The 15897-nt window shown below is 61.4% G+C and carries 14 protein-coding genes; 1 reads left to right on the forward strand and 13 read right to left on the reverse strand.

What is annotated here, in order from left to right; genetic code table 11:
• Window positions 1-10: 10 nt before the first annotated feature.
• The 8 genes from mdcG to dctP form a co-directional block, all read right to left on the reverse strand.
• Window positions 11-694: a malonate decarboxylase holo-[acyl-carrier-protein] synthase gene (mdcG, locus tag VMV64_RS03670; protein ID WP_325328599.1), complete on the reverse strand. Its 684-nt coding sequence runs from the start codon at window positions 692-694 to the stop codon at window positions 11-13.
• A complete protein-coding gene (locus VMV64_RS03675) occupies window positions 691-1407 on the reverse strand; it encodes a biotin-independent malonate decarboxylase subunit gamma (protein ID WP_325328600.1) in 717 nt (238 codons plus the stop codon). The genes mdcG and VMV64_RS03675 overlap by 4 nt, the downstream gene beginning before the upstream one ends.
• On the reverse strand, window positions 1404-2303 hold the full coding sequence (locus VMV64_RS03680; protein WP_325328601.1) for a biotin-independent malonate decarboxylase subunit beta: 900 nt from the start codon (window positions 2301-2303) through the stop codon (window positions 1404-1406). Before VMV64_RS03680 ends, VMV64_RS03675 begins: the two co-directional genes overlap by 4 nt.
• 234 nt (window positions 2304-2537) lie before the next feature.
• Complete coding sequence (gene mdcC / locus VMV64_RS03685; protein ID WP_325328602.1) at window positions 2538-2858, reverse strand: malonate decarboxylase acyl carrier protein; 321 nt, start codon at window positions 2856-2858, stop codon at window positions 2538-2540.
• Window positions 2859-2872: 14 nt separating this feature from the next.
• Window positions 2873-4549 (reverse strand): malonate decarboxylase subunit alpha, encoded by a 1677-nt coding sequence (mdcA, locus tag VMV64_RS03690; protein WP_325328603.1) that lies wholly within the window; start codon window positions 4547-4549, stop codon window positions 2873-2875.
• A gap of 177 nt (window positions 4550-4726) precedes the next feature.
• A complete protein-coding gene (locus VMV64_RS03695; RefSeq protein WP_325328604.1) occupies window positions 4727-6082 on the reverse strand; it encodes a TRAP transporter large permease in 1356 nt (451 codons plus the stop codon).
• On the reverse strand, window positions 6079-6636 hold the full coding sequence (locus tag VMV64_RS03700; protein ID WP_325328605.1) for a TRAP transporter small permease: 558 nt from the start codon (window positions 6634-6636) through the stop codon (window positions 6079-6081). Before VMV64_RS03700 ends, VMV64_RS03695 begins: the two co-directional genes overlap by 4 nt.
• Window positions 6633-7658: a TRAP transporter substrate-binding protein DctP gene (gene dctP, locus VMV64_RS03705; protein ID WP_325328606.1), complete on the reverse strand. Its 1026-nt coding sequence runs from the start codon at window positions 7656-7658 to the stop codon at window positions 6633-6635. Before dctP ends, VMV64_RS03700 begins: the two co-directional genes overlap by 4 nt.
• Before the next feature lie 204 nt (window positions 7659-7862).
• Between dctP and VMV64_RS03710 the strand changes: the two genes are divergently transcribed.
• Window positions 7863-8570 (forward strand): GntR family transcriptional regulator, encoded by a 708-nt coding sequence (locus tag VMV64_RS03710; protein ID WP_325328607.1) that lies wholly within the window; start codon window positions 7863-7865, stop codon window positions 8568-8570.
• A 163-nt stretch (window positions 8571-8733) separates the two neighbouring features.
• Here VMV64_RS03710 and VMV64_RS03715 read toward each other — a convergent pair whose 3' ends face one another.
• The 5 genes from VMV64_RS03715 to VMV64_RS03735 form a co-directional block, all read right to left on the reverse strand.
• A complete protein-coding gene (locus tag VMV64_RS03715; protein WP_325328608.1) occupies window positions 8734-10302 on the reverse strand; it encodes a diguanylate cyclase domain-containing protein in 1569 nt (522 codons plus the stop codon).
• Window positions 10303-10482: 180 nt separating this feature from the next.
• A complete protein-coding gene (locus VMV64_RS03720; protein WP_325328609.1) occupies window positions 10483-11598 on the reverse strand; it encodes an ATP-dependent 6-phosphofructokinase in 1116 nt (371 codons plus the stop codon).
• 273 nt (window positions 11599-11871) lie between these two features.
• Window positions 11872-14139, reverse strand: a complete 2268-nt coding sequence (locus VMV64_RS03725; RefSeq protein WP_325328610.1) for a nitric oxide reductase activation protein NorD — start codon at window positions 14137-14139, stop codon at window positions 11872-11874.
• A gap of 11 nt (window positions 14140-14150) precedes the next feature.
• A complete protein-coding gene (locus VMV64_RS03730) occupies window positions 14151-14954 on the reverse strand; it encodes a CbbQ/NirQ/NorQ/GpvN family protein (protein ID WP_325328611.1) in 804 nt (267 codons plus the stop codon).
• A gap of 103 nt (window positions 14955-15057) precedes the next feature.
• On the reverse strand, window positions 15058-15897 hold an 840-nt coding region (locus VMV64_RS03735; protein ID WP_325328612.1), incomplete at its 5' end, for a ribulose-bisphosphate carboxylase.

Genomic DNA, 15897 nt, shown 5'->3' on the forward strand with positions numbered 1-15897 from the left:
GGCTTCCATGCTAGGCCGCCAGTGTAAGGAAGTTGTTGAAGAGTTGGTCGACAGGAATCAGTCTGGTCGCGCAGTCGGATTTGGCGAGCACTTTCCGTGGCGCGCCCGCTCGAACCGCTACGGCCAGCTCACGCCAGGCAACCGCCCATCCGGTCGGCATGAGGATTTCCCCGTCGATGCGCGGAGACAGCCGGGGGAAGGTCTCCAGAGCGGCAAGCAGTTCCAGGTGCGGCGTGGCTTCGCTGCATTCCAGCAGCAGGTCGAGATCGCTGGCTTGGTCGAGATAGCTTGCGCCGGTGAAGGTCTGTGACGACAGCGAGCCATACACGCGCGCCACCGTGCCGGTCTCGGCACAGAGCGCTTGCAGGCTGAACATGGCGGCCCGCCAACTGCGGGGCGCATGATTGATCGCCTCTATCAGCGACAATGGACGCGAGTGGCGGACGATTGCGGCACGAGGGGCACACAACGCAATGCGTTTTCGTACCGGCGCAGAGGGCAGCGTGAAGCCCAGGGCCAGCAGGTCGCCTTGTTCTGGAATCGGCTCAGGCTGGCGTGCGACCACCAGCGGCCAGCCTCGTTCCACCCAGTCGCGTGCGTAGCGGGCATGCTCGGCACTGGCAGCGAACCGGCCCGCATCGACGCCGGGCTCAAGCCAGACCAGATCGTGGCGATGAAGCGCGTTTGGGATCATACGCCTGCCACGAGTTGTGCCGTAGGTGCGGCAAGCTGTCGTCCGCCGCGCTCCAGTCCGATTGTGGCGCGGTCGTCCGTGTCCGTGGCGCTAGCGAGCGCGGCGGCGAGGCGCTCGGGCCAGTTGTCGTCCGCCGACCAGATCTCGTGTATTCCGCCCATGCGCCAGTAGTTCTCGGCGCCGGGCGCGAACACCGGCGATTCGCCCGCGAGTTCTTCCAGCCGTTCCAGGCTGATCTTGGTGACGCGCGACATCGCACGCAGGTCCATGACGCGCACCTGGGCATCGGGCAGCGCGCAGATGCGGTCGGCCAGCATGCCGAAGGCAAGGAAGCCGCCGCTGACCGCCTCGCCGTGGATCACGGTCAGCAGGCGGTGCCCCTGCCGGCGGGCCAGATCGACGCAGCGCGCGACATGGGCGAAGTAGCCGTTGAGGCCGAGCAGTTCCTCGTGCCGCGACAGGGCCTGTCCCTGGGTGTCGGCGATGAAGAGGATAGGGCGCGGCGCGGTGCCGGCATCAGCGCGCACGGCTTGCAGAATCGCGCCGGCGATCCGGAGTGCGAGCGGGCCGTCGATCGCCGCATGGTCGCGGGTGCCGATCACGAACACGCTCTGGTCGCCGATCTGGGCCGAACCGTGCAGGAACAGGCCATCGCTGGCGATATTATGGCCGCCAACTCCGAACAGCCGGTCGAAGACTGCGTGCTCGCTCATGCGGGTTCACCAAGCTGAAGGTTGAATTCCTCGACGGTCAATTCGGGCACCCGGGACGCGTCGGCAAAGCCGGCGGCCTGCCAGATTTCCCGTCCGTCGCGCGCGCTGGCGAAGCGCTCGCTGCGGGTTGTCAGCCGCGCTTGTTCATCGAGCAGGGCATGGAGGCTGGCCGGCGCGAGCGGATGAGACTGGTAGCGTTCGATCAAGTCGGCGGCCGCGGCGCGGAAGGCGGGAATGAGGTCATCCACCAGCCGCGTCGCCTCGCCCAGCGCGCGCCGCAACTTGCCGCCGGTAATCCGCCACACCAGCGCGCGGTCGCGGGAGTCGAATTCCTCCACCCCCTGCACGGTTTCGATCACCTCGGGGCCGGACAGGCCGAGCCGACCCTGCTCCGACATCACCACTTCGGCGCACAGTCGGGTGACGATGCCCATGCCGCCGAACGCCCCGCACGAGCCGCCGACGAGGGCGAACACCGGGATGCCCGCGGCCTGGACTTGGAGCACGGCGCGCATGATTTCGGAGATCGCGATCAGGCCGGCGTTGGCTTCGTGCAGGCGCACGCCGCCCGAGTCCACCAGCAGCAGCACGGCAGCAGGTCTCTCGACCAGGGCCTTGTCGAGCAAGCCGCGGATTTTCGCGCCGTGCACTTCGCCGACGGAGCCGCCGATGAAGCGGCCTTCCTGGGCGGCGACGAGCACGGCGTGCCCGGCCAGCGTGGCGCGGCCGACCACGACGCCGTCGTCGAAGGCCTGCGGCGCGCCCAGCCGGGCCAGGTGAGGGCTGGTTTGCCTCATTTCGGGTGGGCAGAACTCGCCAAAGGAATCCGCATCGATCAGGCCGCTCAGCCGCATGCGCGCCGAGGCTTCGAAGTAGCTGATGCGCCGGCCGTTCATGATCCTAGAAACCTCAGTTGGACGGGGTGGAGTGTGCGGTTTTTGGGGTGCAGGGCAAGGCACAACGACGCGGAATGGTCGTTCCATTCCAAGGAGTTGTAACGCCGCAATGCGCCCCAAAAATCGTGCAATTCGCCCCGTAGCGGTTTAACCAAAGGGGTGACCCCATAATTTGTGAAGAAATTTACTATGCTCATTGCATTATGCACCTAGTGGAGCGGTCAACTGCGGTTTCTAGGATGATGTTTCGCCGCGGCAGGTTTCGAAGGCCTGGTCGAGGCGCAGGCTGACCACCGCGGGTGTGGCGCCCGCATCGTTGATCGAAAGTCTGAGCCCGCCCACGGCATGGCGGCCGGCGAAGTCCTTCAGCACCGCTTCCCAGATGTCGCGGAAGCCGTGGGCCGAAGTATTGACCTCGATCTCGCAGGCATCGCGGTTCGCGGCGGCCTCGACCAGCACTTCCAGATTGCCCGACGAGACCACGCCGCAGATCGCGGCGTGAACGATGTCCTGCGGCGGGGCCGATGACGGCAGGGTGAGGGTGAATTGTTCCATGTGCGGTTGTCCCGTTACCAGTTGCGGAATTGCTGCGGCGGGTCGTACAGGCCGCCGGAGGCATGCACCAGATCCTTGACGCTGCGCGCGGCGAGCAGGTCGCGCGTGGCGTCGCGCTTCCTGATGCCGAGGTCTTCCGGGCGGCGGATGATGCCGCGGTCGCGCAGGTTCTCCACCATGCGCAGATCGCGCGCCATCCCGACTGGCGTGTAGCCAGCCACGCCGCGGATCGCCTGCTCGCGCTCCTGCGGCGTCGCGCACATCAGCAGGTTGGCGATGCCTTCCTCGGTGATGATGTGGGTCAGGTCCTCGCCGTAGATCATCACCGGCGGCAGCTCCATGTTCGCCATCGCCGCCAGATCCCAGGCATCGAGGCGCTCGACGAAGGTCGGCTGCATGTGCTCGCGGAAGGTCTCGACGATCTGCACTACCAGTTTCTGGCCGCGCGGCATGGCAATATTGCCGCGCCCTTCGCGCCCGGCGCGCAGCCAGGCCGGGGAAGCATGGCGACGCCCGCGCGCGTCCGCCCCCATGTTGGGCGCGCCGCCGAAGCCGGCGATGCGCCCCTTGGTGGCGGTCGAACTGTTGCCCTGCAGGTCGATTTGCAAGGTCGAGCCGATGAACAGGTCGCAGGCGTAATGGCCGGCTGCCTGGCAGAAGGCACGGTTGGAGCGCATCGAACCATCCTGGCCGACGAAGAAAATATCCGGCCGCGCTGCCGTGTAGCGCTCCATGCCGACTTCGGAGCCGAAGGAATGCACCGATTCGACGAAACCGGCCTCGATGGCGGGAATCAGCGTCGGATGGGGGTTCAGCGCCCAATGGGTGCAGATTTTACCCTTCAGGCCGAGTTCGGCGGCATAGGTGGGCAGGAGCAATTCGATCGCCGCCGTGTCAAAACCGATGCCGTGGTTCAGGCGCGTGATGCCGTACTCGGCATACAGGCCCTTGATCGCGATCATCCCCATCAGCACCTGGATCTCGGTGATCAGGGCGGGGTCGCGCGTGAACAGCGGCTCGATGTAGTGGGGCGTCGGGGCCTGGACGACGAAGTTCACCCAGTCGGCGGGGATGTCGACGCGCGGCAGCTTGTCCACGATTTCGTTGACCTGGGCGATGACGATGCCGCCCTTGAAGGCCGTCGCCTCGACGATGGCCGGCGTGTCCTCGGTGTTGGGGCCAGTGTAGAGGTTGCCCTCGCGGTCGGCTGCCTGGGCCGCGATGAGCGCGACGCGCGGCGTCAGGTCGACGAAATAGCGGGCGAACAGTTCGAGGTAGGTGTGGATCGCGCCGATGGTGATTTTCCCGCTTTCGACCAGGCGCGCCAGGCGTCCTGCCTGCGGGCCGGAGAAGGAGAAGTCGATGCGGCTCACCTGGCCGCGTTCGATCAGGTCGATGTGCTCCGGCAGCGCAAGCACCGACTGCACCAGGTGCAGGTCGCGCAAACGGGCGGGATCGGTCTTGACCAGGCTGCGGGCGAGGAAGTCCGCCTGTTTCTGGTTGTTGCCCTCGATGCAGACGCGGTCGCCCGGTTCGATCACGGCCTCGAGCAGCGCCACGATGTGGTCGGCAGAAACCAGGCGTCCGGCAGCGAAACTTGCGGCGCGCGCGAGGCGCACGGCCCGGCTGCGTGCCAGATTGTCCCAGCGCCCGGGGGGAGTGGCAGGGGCGTTCATGGCATCCTTCGGCATGGAGCTTGGATCATCCTAAAAACTGCAGTTCATTAACCGCAAAGGCGCGAAGGCGCAAAGAAAATAAGAACATAAAATCTATCTGGTATTCACCTAAGGGTGACTGGGGAGATTCCGATAACACATTGTTTTTCCTTTGCGCTCTTTGCGCCTTTGCGGTTCAAGTGTTTTTTAGGATCATTTGCCGCTGACGCCAAACACCGCGTCCGGCAGTCCGGTGGCGATACCTGGAAAGAGGCAGATCAGCAGAACCGCAAGCACCATCAGGCCGACGAAGGGGACCACCCCCCAGATGATGTCCCGCAGAGGAATGTCGGGCGCGATGTTCTTGATGACGAAGATATTGAGCCCGACCGGCGGGTGGATCAGCCCCATTTCCATGACGATGGTCATGACCACGCCGAACCAGATCAGGTCAAAGCCGGCGGCCTTGAGCGGCGGCAGGATGATGGGCGCCGTCATCAGGATGATCGATACCGGCGGCAGAAAGAAGCCGAGCACCACCACCAGCAGCAGGATCACGCTCAGCAGCGCCCATTTCGACAGGCTCATGACGACGATGGATTCCGCCGCGGACTGGCTGATGTGCAAATAGCTCATGACATAGGAGAAGAGCAGCGACATGCCGATGATGAACATCAGCATGGTCGACTCCTTGAGGGTGCTGGCCAGGATGGGGCTGAGCTGCGACGGCCGCCACACCTTGTAAATGACCGCGATCAGGAATAGCGCCAGCAGCCCCCCCAGGCCGGCGGTTTCGGAAGGTGTGGCGTAGCCGCCATAAAGCACGACCATGACGCCGATCAGCAGGGTCACGAAGGGGATCACGCGCGGTAGCAGCCGGGTCTTGTCGTAGAGCGTGAGTTCCATCGCGTCCAGATAAGCCGATTTTTCGCCACCCTGTTTCCAGATGTCGAGCGCTTCCTGGTACTCTTTCTTGTAGCGAAATGCGGCATAGGCGGAGAACAGCACCACCAGCAGAATGCCCGGGCCGATGCCGGCGAGGAACAGCCTGCCCAGCGATTGCTCGGCGGCGACGGCGAACAGGATCATGACGATGGACGGCGGCAGAAGGATGCCGAGGGTGCCGCCGGCCGCGATGATGCCCGCGGCGAAGCGGGGCGAATAACCGCGGGAGCGCATCTCGGGGATGCCGGCGCTGCCGATCGCCGAGCAGGTGGCCGGGCTGGAGCCTGACATCGCCGCAAACAGCGCGCTGGCGAAGACGTTGGCGATGCCCAGGCCGCCCGGGATCTTGTGCATCCAGGCGTGAATGGCCAGGTAGAGATCGGCGCCGGCGCGCGACTTGCCGATCGCGGCGCCCTTGAGAATGAAGAGGGGGATAGACAGCAACGTGATGTTGGCCATTTCCTCATAGACGTTCAGCGTGATCGTATCGAGCGACGCACCCGGCATGAAAATGAGCATGAAGATGACGGCGATGCCACCGAGGGCAAACGCAATCGGCATGCCCGAGAACATCAATAGCAGGGTTCCGAGCCCGTAGAGTATCCCAATGACGCCGACGCTCACTTGCTTGCTCCTTTGGTGGTTAGACTGATGATGATCTGCAGCAGAATCTGCAGGGACAACAGCGTCATTCCGGTCGCCATGAGTCCGTAGGGAATCCACAGCGGCGGCGCCCAGGAGGAGGATGTGGTCTGGCCCTCGACGAAGGCCTCATGCAGCATGCTCCAGGACTTCCAGGAAAAGAACGCGCAGAAGGCGAAGGAGGCGGCATCACAGAACAGCAGGCGCAGCCGATTGGCCGCCGGCGAGAAAAATCCCGCCAGGGCCTCGATGCCGATATGGCCGCGCTGCGATTGCACGTAGGCGCCGCACATAAAGACCGCGCCGACCAGCAGGAAAACCGACATCTCGTCCTGCCAGTCGGTCGGCACCTTGAGGAAATAGCGCAGGAAAACGCTGCCGGTGAGGATGGCGCAGGCGGCAAGGAGGGCGAGCATGGACAGCACCAGCACACCGTTGTTCACCTTCGCCTGCAGTCTGACCAGATGCCCCAGGGGGCCGTCGAGCAGTGGCGTCGGCGGAGCCTCCTGGCCTTCAAGCTCAAAGCCGTGACTCATAGTGTTTTCTCAGCCAGCCTGAGGATGCGCGCGCAGCTTTCGCTCTTCGCCGCGAAGTCCTTCCAGGCCGTGTCGCGGGCGATCGCCTGCCATTTTTTGACGGACGCGTCCGACATGTCATAGGCTTTGCCGCCGGCCTTCTGATACACCGCCGCCACCGCCTGGTCGTCCGCCTTGGCCTGCTCCACCGCGAATTTCTCCATTTCGGCGCCGACCGTCATGATCACGTCCTGCTGGGCCTTCGGCAGCCGCTCGAATATCGCACGCGAGATCATAAGCGGCTCGAACATGAACCAGTAGGTCTTGCCGCGGCCCGTGGTCAGTTGTTTTGCAACTTCCTCGAGACGGAAGGAGATCAGGCTGGTGGATGAGGTCATCGCGGCATCGAGGGCGCCGGTCTGCATCGCGGCGTAGATCTCGTTCGACGGCAGCGTCAGCACTGCTGCTCCGGCCGCCTTCAGCACCATGTCCATCTCCCGGCTGCCGCCGCGCACCTTCAGGCCCTTGGCATCTTCCGGATCGATAATCGGCTTGGTGCGGCTGGCGACGCCGCCGGCCTGCCAGATCCAGCTCACGATCATCACCCCCTTGTCGGCGAGCACATCGGACAGCGCCTTGCCGACTTCGGCGTTCTTCCAGGACATGCCCTGCTCGTAAGAGGTGACGACACCGGGCATCAGGCCGATATTGGTTTCGGGGACTTCGCCGCCGGCGTAGGAAAGCGGCACCAGCGACATGTCCAGCGCGCCCTTACGCAAGGCGCTGAACTGGGCGTTGGTCTTCATCAGGGAAGAGCCGGCGTAGACGGTTCCCTTGAGCGCGCCAGCGGTGCGTTTTTCGATCTCAGCCGCGAAGCGGCGGCACAGCCGATCGCGGAAGTCGCCTTCATTGATGGTGCCGCCGGGGAACTGGTGGGAAATTTTCAGGCTTACCGGGTCCGCCGCAAAGGCGTGGCGGCCAAACAGGGCAACGGTTGGTGCGGCGGCTAAACCGAGCAGAATACGGCGACGAGTGATGTCCATTCAGCAATCTCCTTTATGTAGGTGCGAAAAAAGGGCTTGGAGGAAATTCTTGCTCCGCGAGCCTGCCCGTAAAACCCGGAACGATGAGAGTGGTAAATTGTATACAATAAAACATACAATGTATGCAATATTGGATGTCTGCGTATCTGTTGTCAATATCGCTATATAAATGCCGCCATATTTGGCAAACCATTCGGGAGAGTTATGGAAAGCAAGCAGCGCACGTCACGGCGCTCGGAGCAGATGGGCGATCTGATCGAGGAGCGCATCGTCACGGGTGTCTATCCGCCGGGAATGCGTCTCGACGAGACTGAATTGGCGAGCGGTTTGGGTGTGTCGCGGACGCCGATTCGTGAAGCCTTGATCCAGCTGTCCTCGGTCGGATTGGTCGAGATACGGCCGCGACGGGGAGCGATCGTTGCAGAAATCGGGCCGCATCGGCTGTGCGAGATGTTCGAGGTGATGGCCGAACTCGAAGCCATGTGCGGGCGGCTGGCTGCACGCCGCATCACGGAACCCGAACAAATGGCTCTCGCGGCAGCGCACCAGGCTTGCGAAGATGCGCGGGATGCGAACGACCCGGATACCTACTATCGGCTAAATGAGCAGTTTCATCATTTGATCTACGCAGCCAGCCATAACGGCTTCCTGGAAGAGCAAGCCGCAGCCTTGCACCGGAGATTGAGGCCGTATCGGCGTCTTCAGCTTCGCGTTCGGGACCGGATGAGCACCTCTTTCGCGGAACATGCCGGTATTGTCGAGGCGATTCTTGCCGAAGATGGCGAGCTTGCAGCCGAGCGGCTACGCGCTCACGTTGTTGTGCAGGGGCAACGCTTCGCGGATCTGGTAGCCTCCCTGCCCATGCTTGGAGACCTAGGCCGTGGCCAGGCCAAGCGAGTACCGAAGCCTTGATTTTGCCTGGCAGCCCGTCGGACTTAAAGGAAATCGGCTGCACTTGCCCTCGGGTGGTTTGGCCGGGGAAATCCGCCTGAGCGAGTACGGATTTTGCGAGCATCCGCATTGCGGCTTGCCTGCTTGACCTCTTAGCTTCGATTCTCCAGGACCGACAGGTCTGCTAGCAGGTGGTCAGTTCTTCAAAGCCGAGCTGGCCGGATAGGGGGAGGCTGCGGTCTTTGTCTTTTACCGCGTACATGGCATCGTCGGCGATCTTGATCAGATCCTCGATATCTTCGCTGTCGTCGGGGTAGATGGCCGTGCCGATACTGACGTCGATGTTGAGCGTTTCGCCATTGATGCGGAAGGGCTGAACCAGTTTGCCTTTGATCAGCTCGGCAGCGGTTGCGGCACCTTGATGCGTGGTGATGCTTTCGAGAATGACGACGAATTCATCCCCGCTCAGTCGGGCTACGGTGTCGTCTTCGCGCACATTGCTGCATATTCGTTCCGCGACCATTTTCAGCAGCTGATCGCCAGCGCCATGACCGTAGGTATCGTTGACTTGCTTGAATTTGTCCAGGTCCAGAAACAGCAGGGCTAGCCGGGCGTCGCATCGGTGCGCGCGGGCCATGGCATGCCTGAGGCGATCCATGAACAGGTTGCGGTTGGCCAGCCCGGTCAGGGCGTCGTGAGTTGCCAGGTAGGCAAACCGGCTCTCAGTCTGGCATCTTTCCAGTTCACTGCGACGGTGTGAGAGCACGAATCTGAGCAGAATCCCGAATAACAGCAGGGTCATGGCAAGGATTGCCGTCAGCTGGCGAAAATCCATGGCTGCCCAGCCTAACTGCTGTTCTGCCAGCAGGATGAACGGCTGGGATTCCGCCTCCAGTTTGCGTTCATAGCGCAGTTTGGGGAAAAGGAAGGTTTCCAGAGCGCTTCGGCCGCGGCGCTCGAAATGGATCAGTTCTCCCTCGGGCTGGTGAACCGGGAAATCGGCGTGGTAGAGGCTGAAGCGCAGCCCGGGAAAGTCGGCTCTGAGGGATGGCAGAATGGCCTGGGTTTTGATGACCAGGGAGGCGAACAGACGCTTTTCGTCACCGGCTCTCGCCCCGCCAGTGTGCAGCGGCGCCACGGGCCGGAACATGACGTAGGCCCAATCCCCTTGCACCAAGCGGAATGGATGGGTGGCAACGGCATGCCCCTGGCGGGCCGACGCACTCATGGCCAGGCGCAGGAAGGGAACCGAATCCATGTCCAGGCCCAGGATGTCCCTGGATTCAGCCGGCATCGGTTCCATGAACACGATGGGGTAATACCAGGGCTTGTCGTCTATGCTTCGCCAAAAGCGGCCGGAATCATAGGAAAAGCTTCGTATCTGAAACTCCGGAAGGCCGGAAGCGCGTTTCCTGGCGATGAAGCGCGGCAAATTCTGGCGTGCAACGGTTTCTACCACCTCGATCTGGGCGATATGGGGGTGGCGGGCGCGCACCTGTTGTGCATAGTGGGAGATTTGCGCGCCGTCATTCATGGTGCCGGATGCGCCCAGAAATGCGGTTATGCCTTCAAGTACTGCCTCATTGGTTTGTACGCGGTTGTCAATTTCGCCATACAGGCTATTGGCGTACTCGAGGAATCTGAGCTTGGCACTGCGGAGGTCGCTGGCGATCGAAGATGCCATGACGAAACTCGCCAGGAGGAACCACGCCCCGAACAGGCAGAAATAGACGCCCAGGTTCTTGCGAGCCACGCAGCCGCCAATCGGGAGGTTGTCTGTCGCGGATAAAAGCTCTTTCCTGCGTGAAGGCAAGTTGTTTTACCGTGGGTTAATGGTCTTGCCGAATGCATAGCAGACGAGCAAAAGATTGACACATTAAACGGCAAAAGCGGTGTTGCTGGCTATAAGGGAAACCCCTAATTTGTAACCCGTTCAATCGCCCATGTTGGTGCCGACGTGGCGTGCGCTCAGCACCCAGGGGTGGTCGGGGGGAACGGTTTTGACTTTCCCGGCGACTTCTTCCAGTTTTACGGCCCGGGTGCCGTCTCCTTTGGCGGCGACCATGACGCCATAGTGGCCCTGATGAATCAGGTCGGTGCAGGCTGTTCCCAATCGGGTGGCAAGCAGACGGTCGGCCGCAGAGGGGATGCCGCCGCGCTGCAGGTGCCCGAGGATGGTGATGCGGGATTCGAGCCCGGTCAGCAGTTCGAGCTGTTTGGCGAGACGCACCGTTTTTTCGGCGTACAGGGTTTCCGGGGCGTCTTCTGCCTCGGCCTTCTTGCCGGACTTCTGTTTCGAGTTGGCTTTTTTCTTTTGTGCGGTCAGCATGTCTGCATGTTCCTGCTTCGAAATCGCGCCTTCGGCGATGGCAACGATACTGAACGGCTTGCCACGGCGACTGCGCTCGCGGATCGCCTCGGCTATGCTTGCCACCTCGTAGGGAATTTCGGGAATCAGAATGACGTCGGCGCCGCCGGCGATGCCTGCGCCCAAAGCCAGCCAGCCGGCCCGGTGGCCCATGATCTCCACCACGATAATGCGATGATGGCTGTGCGCCGTGCTGTGGAGGCGGTCGATCGCGTCGGTCGCAATGCCCAGCGCGGTGTCGAAGCCGAAGGTGATGTCGGTGAGGGCAACGTCGTTGTCGATGGTTTTGGGCAGGGTGATGACGTTGAGGCCTTTTTCCTTGAGGCGCAGGGCGTTTTTCTGCGTGCCGCCGCCGCCCAGGCAGACCAGGGCATCGAGATGGTTGTCGTGATAATTGCCGACGATGACATCGGTCATGTCCAGCAGCTTGCCGCCAACCGGCATGCGGTGCGGCTTGTCGCGACTGGTGCCGAGGATGGTGCCGCCGCGGGTCAGGATATCGGACAGTTCCCCGCCGTCCAGGCGCATGATGCGGTTTTCCATCAGTCCGCGGAAGCCGTCACGGAAGCCGATGATCTGCATGCCGTAATGGTTCAGGGCCGCCTTGCCGACCCCGCGGATCGCCGCGTTCAGGCCGGGGCTGTCGCCGCCGGAGGTGAGGATGCCAATGTATTTGGTCATGATCGGGATGTCCTGAGATTGATAAGCTTAAAAACGGCGATTAACCACGAATGACACGAATGTTCACGAATAAACACGAATAGTTAGAGACAATCATTGTGTTGCCTAGAGGCACCTACTTTTGGCGTCAAACAGGTAAATCAGGCTGGCCATGCTAACTAACGGATTATTCGTGAGCATTCGTGTTTCATTCGTGTAAATTCGTGGTTAAAAGCTTTTTCAAGGATAAAGGATATGATCATCCACAATCGGCGTTAGGTCAACGCCCGGTGATTATTTGGTCAGTGCCATGAACAGTTGCGGCAGGCGTTCGGGCAGGCGCTGGATGTTGTCGATCACCGTGTAGCGCTTGCCAAAAATATCGGTCACATATTCATCCGCCTTCGGGTCGAGGTTGATGCAGTAGGGGTAGATCCCTTTCTGATCCAGTTCCTTGACTGCCTGGCGAGCGTCTTCGATGAGCAGGCGTTCATCTTTGGTGTCCACGTCCGCAGGCTGGCCATCGGTGAGGATCAGCATCAGCTTCTTGTCCGCCTTCTGCGCTTCCAGGTAGTGGGCGGCGTGGCGCATGGCGGCGCCCATGCGGGTGGAGTAGCCGGCTTCCATTGCCGCCAGGCGGCCCTTGACTTCATCATTCCATGGTTCGCTGTAGCCCTTGATGTGCAGATAACGCACGTCATGCCGGGTGTTGGAATGGAAGCCGCCGATGGCGAACGGGTCGCCCAGTTTATCCACCGCCCAGGCCAGTAATGACACGGCTTCCTGGCTGAGTTCCAGGATGGTCTGCTCGCTGCCGGCCACTTTTTCGTTGAGCGACTCGGACAAGTCCAGCAGCAGCATGACGGCGATGTCGCGCCCGCTGGTCTTGTGGCTCATGTTGATGCGCGGGTCGGGCGTAGCGCCGCTTTTGAAATCGATCAGCGAGCGTAGCGCAACATCCAGGTCCAGCTCGCTGCCTTCTTCCTGATAGCGGATACGTACTTTTTCCTGCGGCTTGAGCAAGTCCAGCATGCGTTTCAGGCGCTTGGCCAGCGCGCTGTGTTTATCCAGCAGCCTGTCGATATCCGTCGCGTTGCCACTCGGATGCAAAGCCTCGTAAACGCTTGCCCAGTCAGGCCGGTAGGACTGGCTGTTGTAATCCCATTCCGGATAATGGCGCGGCGGCAGGCCTTGGCTTTCCTCTTCAAGTTCGACTTTGCGATTCTGGTCGAAAGCTTCTTCTTCGTCGCCTTCCTCGATGAATTTCCACATTTGACGGTTGTCGTCGCGGTAATCGATCTCGGTATCCTGGAAGTGGATCTTCGGCAACTGGTCGCTCTGGCGGCGCGTTCTGGCACCGAATGCAACAGCCAGGTCGGCCATTTCCTGCGTGCTGGATTCGCCCTGTGCCATCAGGGCGTGAAAGCGGTGGGCGAATTCGACAATGTCGGGATTCTGGTACGGGTGATTCGTATCCAGAATGGCACGCGACAGCATGGCCAGACGATGGCGCACGGCCGATTCCTTTTCCGGGTCGCAGGCGTCTTCGGCTGGCACCGGGTGCAGGGCCAGGAAGATGCGGCGCAGGCCGGGATACTGGCGCATGGCAAGGTGCTCCACCCGCGAGTCTTCCAGGAACTCGGCCGACATGCGCTGGAATGGACTCATGTTGTCAGCAATGATGGCCGTGGTCCAGCGCTTGTGCCCGACGATGTGCGCGAGCACGGCTCGGTAGCGGTCGATGCCTGCTACGCCGTTCCTGTCGTCGAAGACGTCCGGCAGGCGGATGCCCAGCTTGTCATAGTAGGGAATCGGCTTGCGCAGCTCGTCGAATTTGAGCGAGTACGGCACGAAATGGGCGCTGTCATTCCACAGCCCACGCAAATACATATCCAGCTTGCGTTCATTGTCGCCCAGCAGCGTGCCGTGACGTTCCCGCTGCATCATGGCGCGGCTGTCCGCCGATTGCAGGCTGAAATAATCGAGCTGGCGTTCAGGATGGTCGTGGTAATTGCGGATGCCGTATTCCACCCAGTTTTTCAGCCCGGCGATGGAAACCTGGCTTAGCAGGAACGGCGTTTGCTGAAAAAATTCAGGCAGGCCCGGGCTGGCGAAGGTGGTGTGGATGCCATGAATCGAACCGGTGGTGCGCGCCATGAAGTCCAGCGCCAGGTCCATGTAGTCCTGCATCTGTTCCTGCGAATGCAGCCGTCGCGCGATAGCCGCCAGGGATTGCAGGAAGGGCACAATGGCTTTGCCGTTGGGCGACTTGTTCATCTTGTGGATGAAATCCTTGAACGCGGGCAGCGCCGCTTCGCCCAGCGTGGTGGCAACCGATGGCCATTTTTCCAGAAAGATCAGCACCGGTTCGACACCGCGCCCCATTTTGCACAGAAAGCGCGCGTACTCCAGATAGGCATCGATACCCTCTCTGGACAGCACTGACAAAGCCTCGGCCATGCATTCTTCGAAGACATCACTCACCTGCGGGAAGCCGCAGTCGAGCTGCTCCCGGTAGCTCTTCATCAGGGGGTGTTCGTATTCAGTGTGAGCTTCAGCCACGTGGGTTAGCCTTAAGCAAATGTGGCATCAATCGCGTGATCCAGCGTGTCACGGATGTCCGCGTCGTCGGTGATCGGGCGCACCAGTGCCATGCGGCAGGCATCGCGGGGCGCCACGCCGCCCTTGATCAGGGTGGCCGCGTAGACCAATAGGCGGGTGGAAATGCCTTCGTCCAGGCCGTGCCCTTTCAGGTTGCGCGCGGTGGCGCCGATCTTCACCAGCTTGGCTGCCAGCGCTTCGTCCGTGCCGGTTTCCTTGGCCACAATGCTTGTTTCCAGCTTGGCATCGGGATAGTCGAACTCGAATGCGGTGAAGCGCTGCTTGGTCGATTGCTTCAAATCCTTCATCAGGTTCTGGTAGCCCGGGTTGTAGGAAATCACCATCTGGAAATCGGGATGCGCTTCAAGGAGCTCGCCTTTTTTGTCGAGCGGCAGGGTGCGGCGGTGATCGGTGAGCGGATGGATTACCACGGTGGTGTCCTGGCGCGCTTCGACGATTTCGTCCAGATAGCAGATCGCGCCGATACGCGCTGCGGTGGTCAATGGCCCATCCAGCCAGCGAGTGCCGTTGGCTTCGAGGACATAGCGTCCGACCAGGTCGGAGGCGGTCATATCTTCGTTACAGGCTACGGTAATCAGTGGTTTATCAAGTTTCCACGCCATGTACTCGATAAAGCGCGATTTGCCACAGCCGGTAGGGCCTTTGATCATCACGGGCAGACGGGCGGCATAGGCCGCTTCATAGAGCGCCACCTCGTTACTTTGCTGTTGATAAAACGGTTCCTTGTGAACCTTGTACTGGTCTTTAATAGGCATGGTTTTCTCCTTATCCGCGCGGCAAGAAAGGTTTCTTGACCCTGGAAAAAAACGCCCCCAGCAAAGTGGGGGCGCCTTTTACTGCATCGTTTGAAACCTGGGCTTACTTGTGCACGCCCAGCTTGTCGCGCCAGCCTGGGAAAATCTTGTCGGCATCGCCCGGGAAGGATTCGAACGCGCGGGCAAATTCCTTGTGGCTCTTGGCGAACTCGATCGGGTCGGCACCGGATTTCCAGCACTCGTAGGACTGGCGCAGGGAGATCGCTCCGGCCGCCGGGCTGTCGATATGGCCGTAGGAACCGCCACCGGAGGTGTTGATCACGTTGCCGTGGCCCAGGTTCTCGAAGAAGCCGGGCAGGCGCAGCGCGTTCATGCCGCCGGAAATGATCGGGGTGGTGGGCTTCATGCCATGCCATTCCTGATGGAAGTAAGGGCCGTCCGCAGAATCGCGCTCGATCATGTAAGCGATGTTGCGGTCATCCCTGCCGCCTTCCATCTTGCCGTAGCCCATGGTGCCGACGTGGATGCCGGATGCGCCTTGCAGTCGGGACATCTTGGCCAGCACAAACGCGGTGTAGCCACGCACGGCAGAAGGCGACGTGATTGCACCGTGACCGGCACGGTGATAGTGCAGGTATTGTCCGGGGTACTGACGACGGGCGGTGGTGATCATGCCGGGGCCGCCGACGTAGCCGTCTACCAGGAATGCGACCTTGTTTGCATCCGGGCCAAAGGCTTCCAGAATGAAATCGGCGCGGGCGAGCATTTCGTAATGATCGTCTGCGGTGATGTTGGCCGAGAACAGCTTGGCCTGGCCGGTTTCATCCATGGCACGCTTCATGGCGTCATACACCAGCGGGATCACCTTTTTGGTCGGGCAGAATACCTGGTTGCCTTGGGGTTCATCGTTCTTGATGAAATCGCCACCCAGCCAGAACTGGTA

It is taken from the genome of Sulfuricella sp., from assembly GCF_035531155.1.
Taxonomy (GTDB): domain Bacteria; phylum Pseudomonadota; class Gammaproteobacteria; order Burkholderiales; family Sulfuricellaceae; genus Sulfuricella.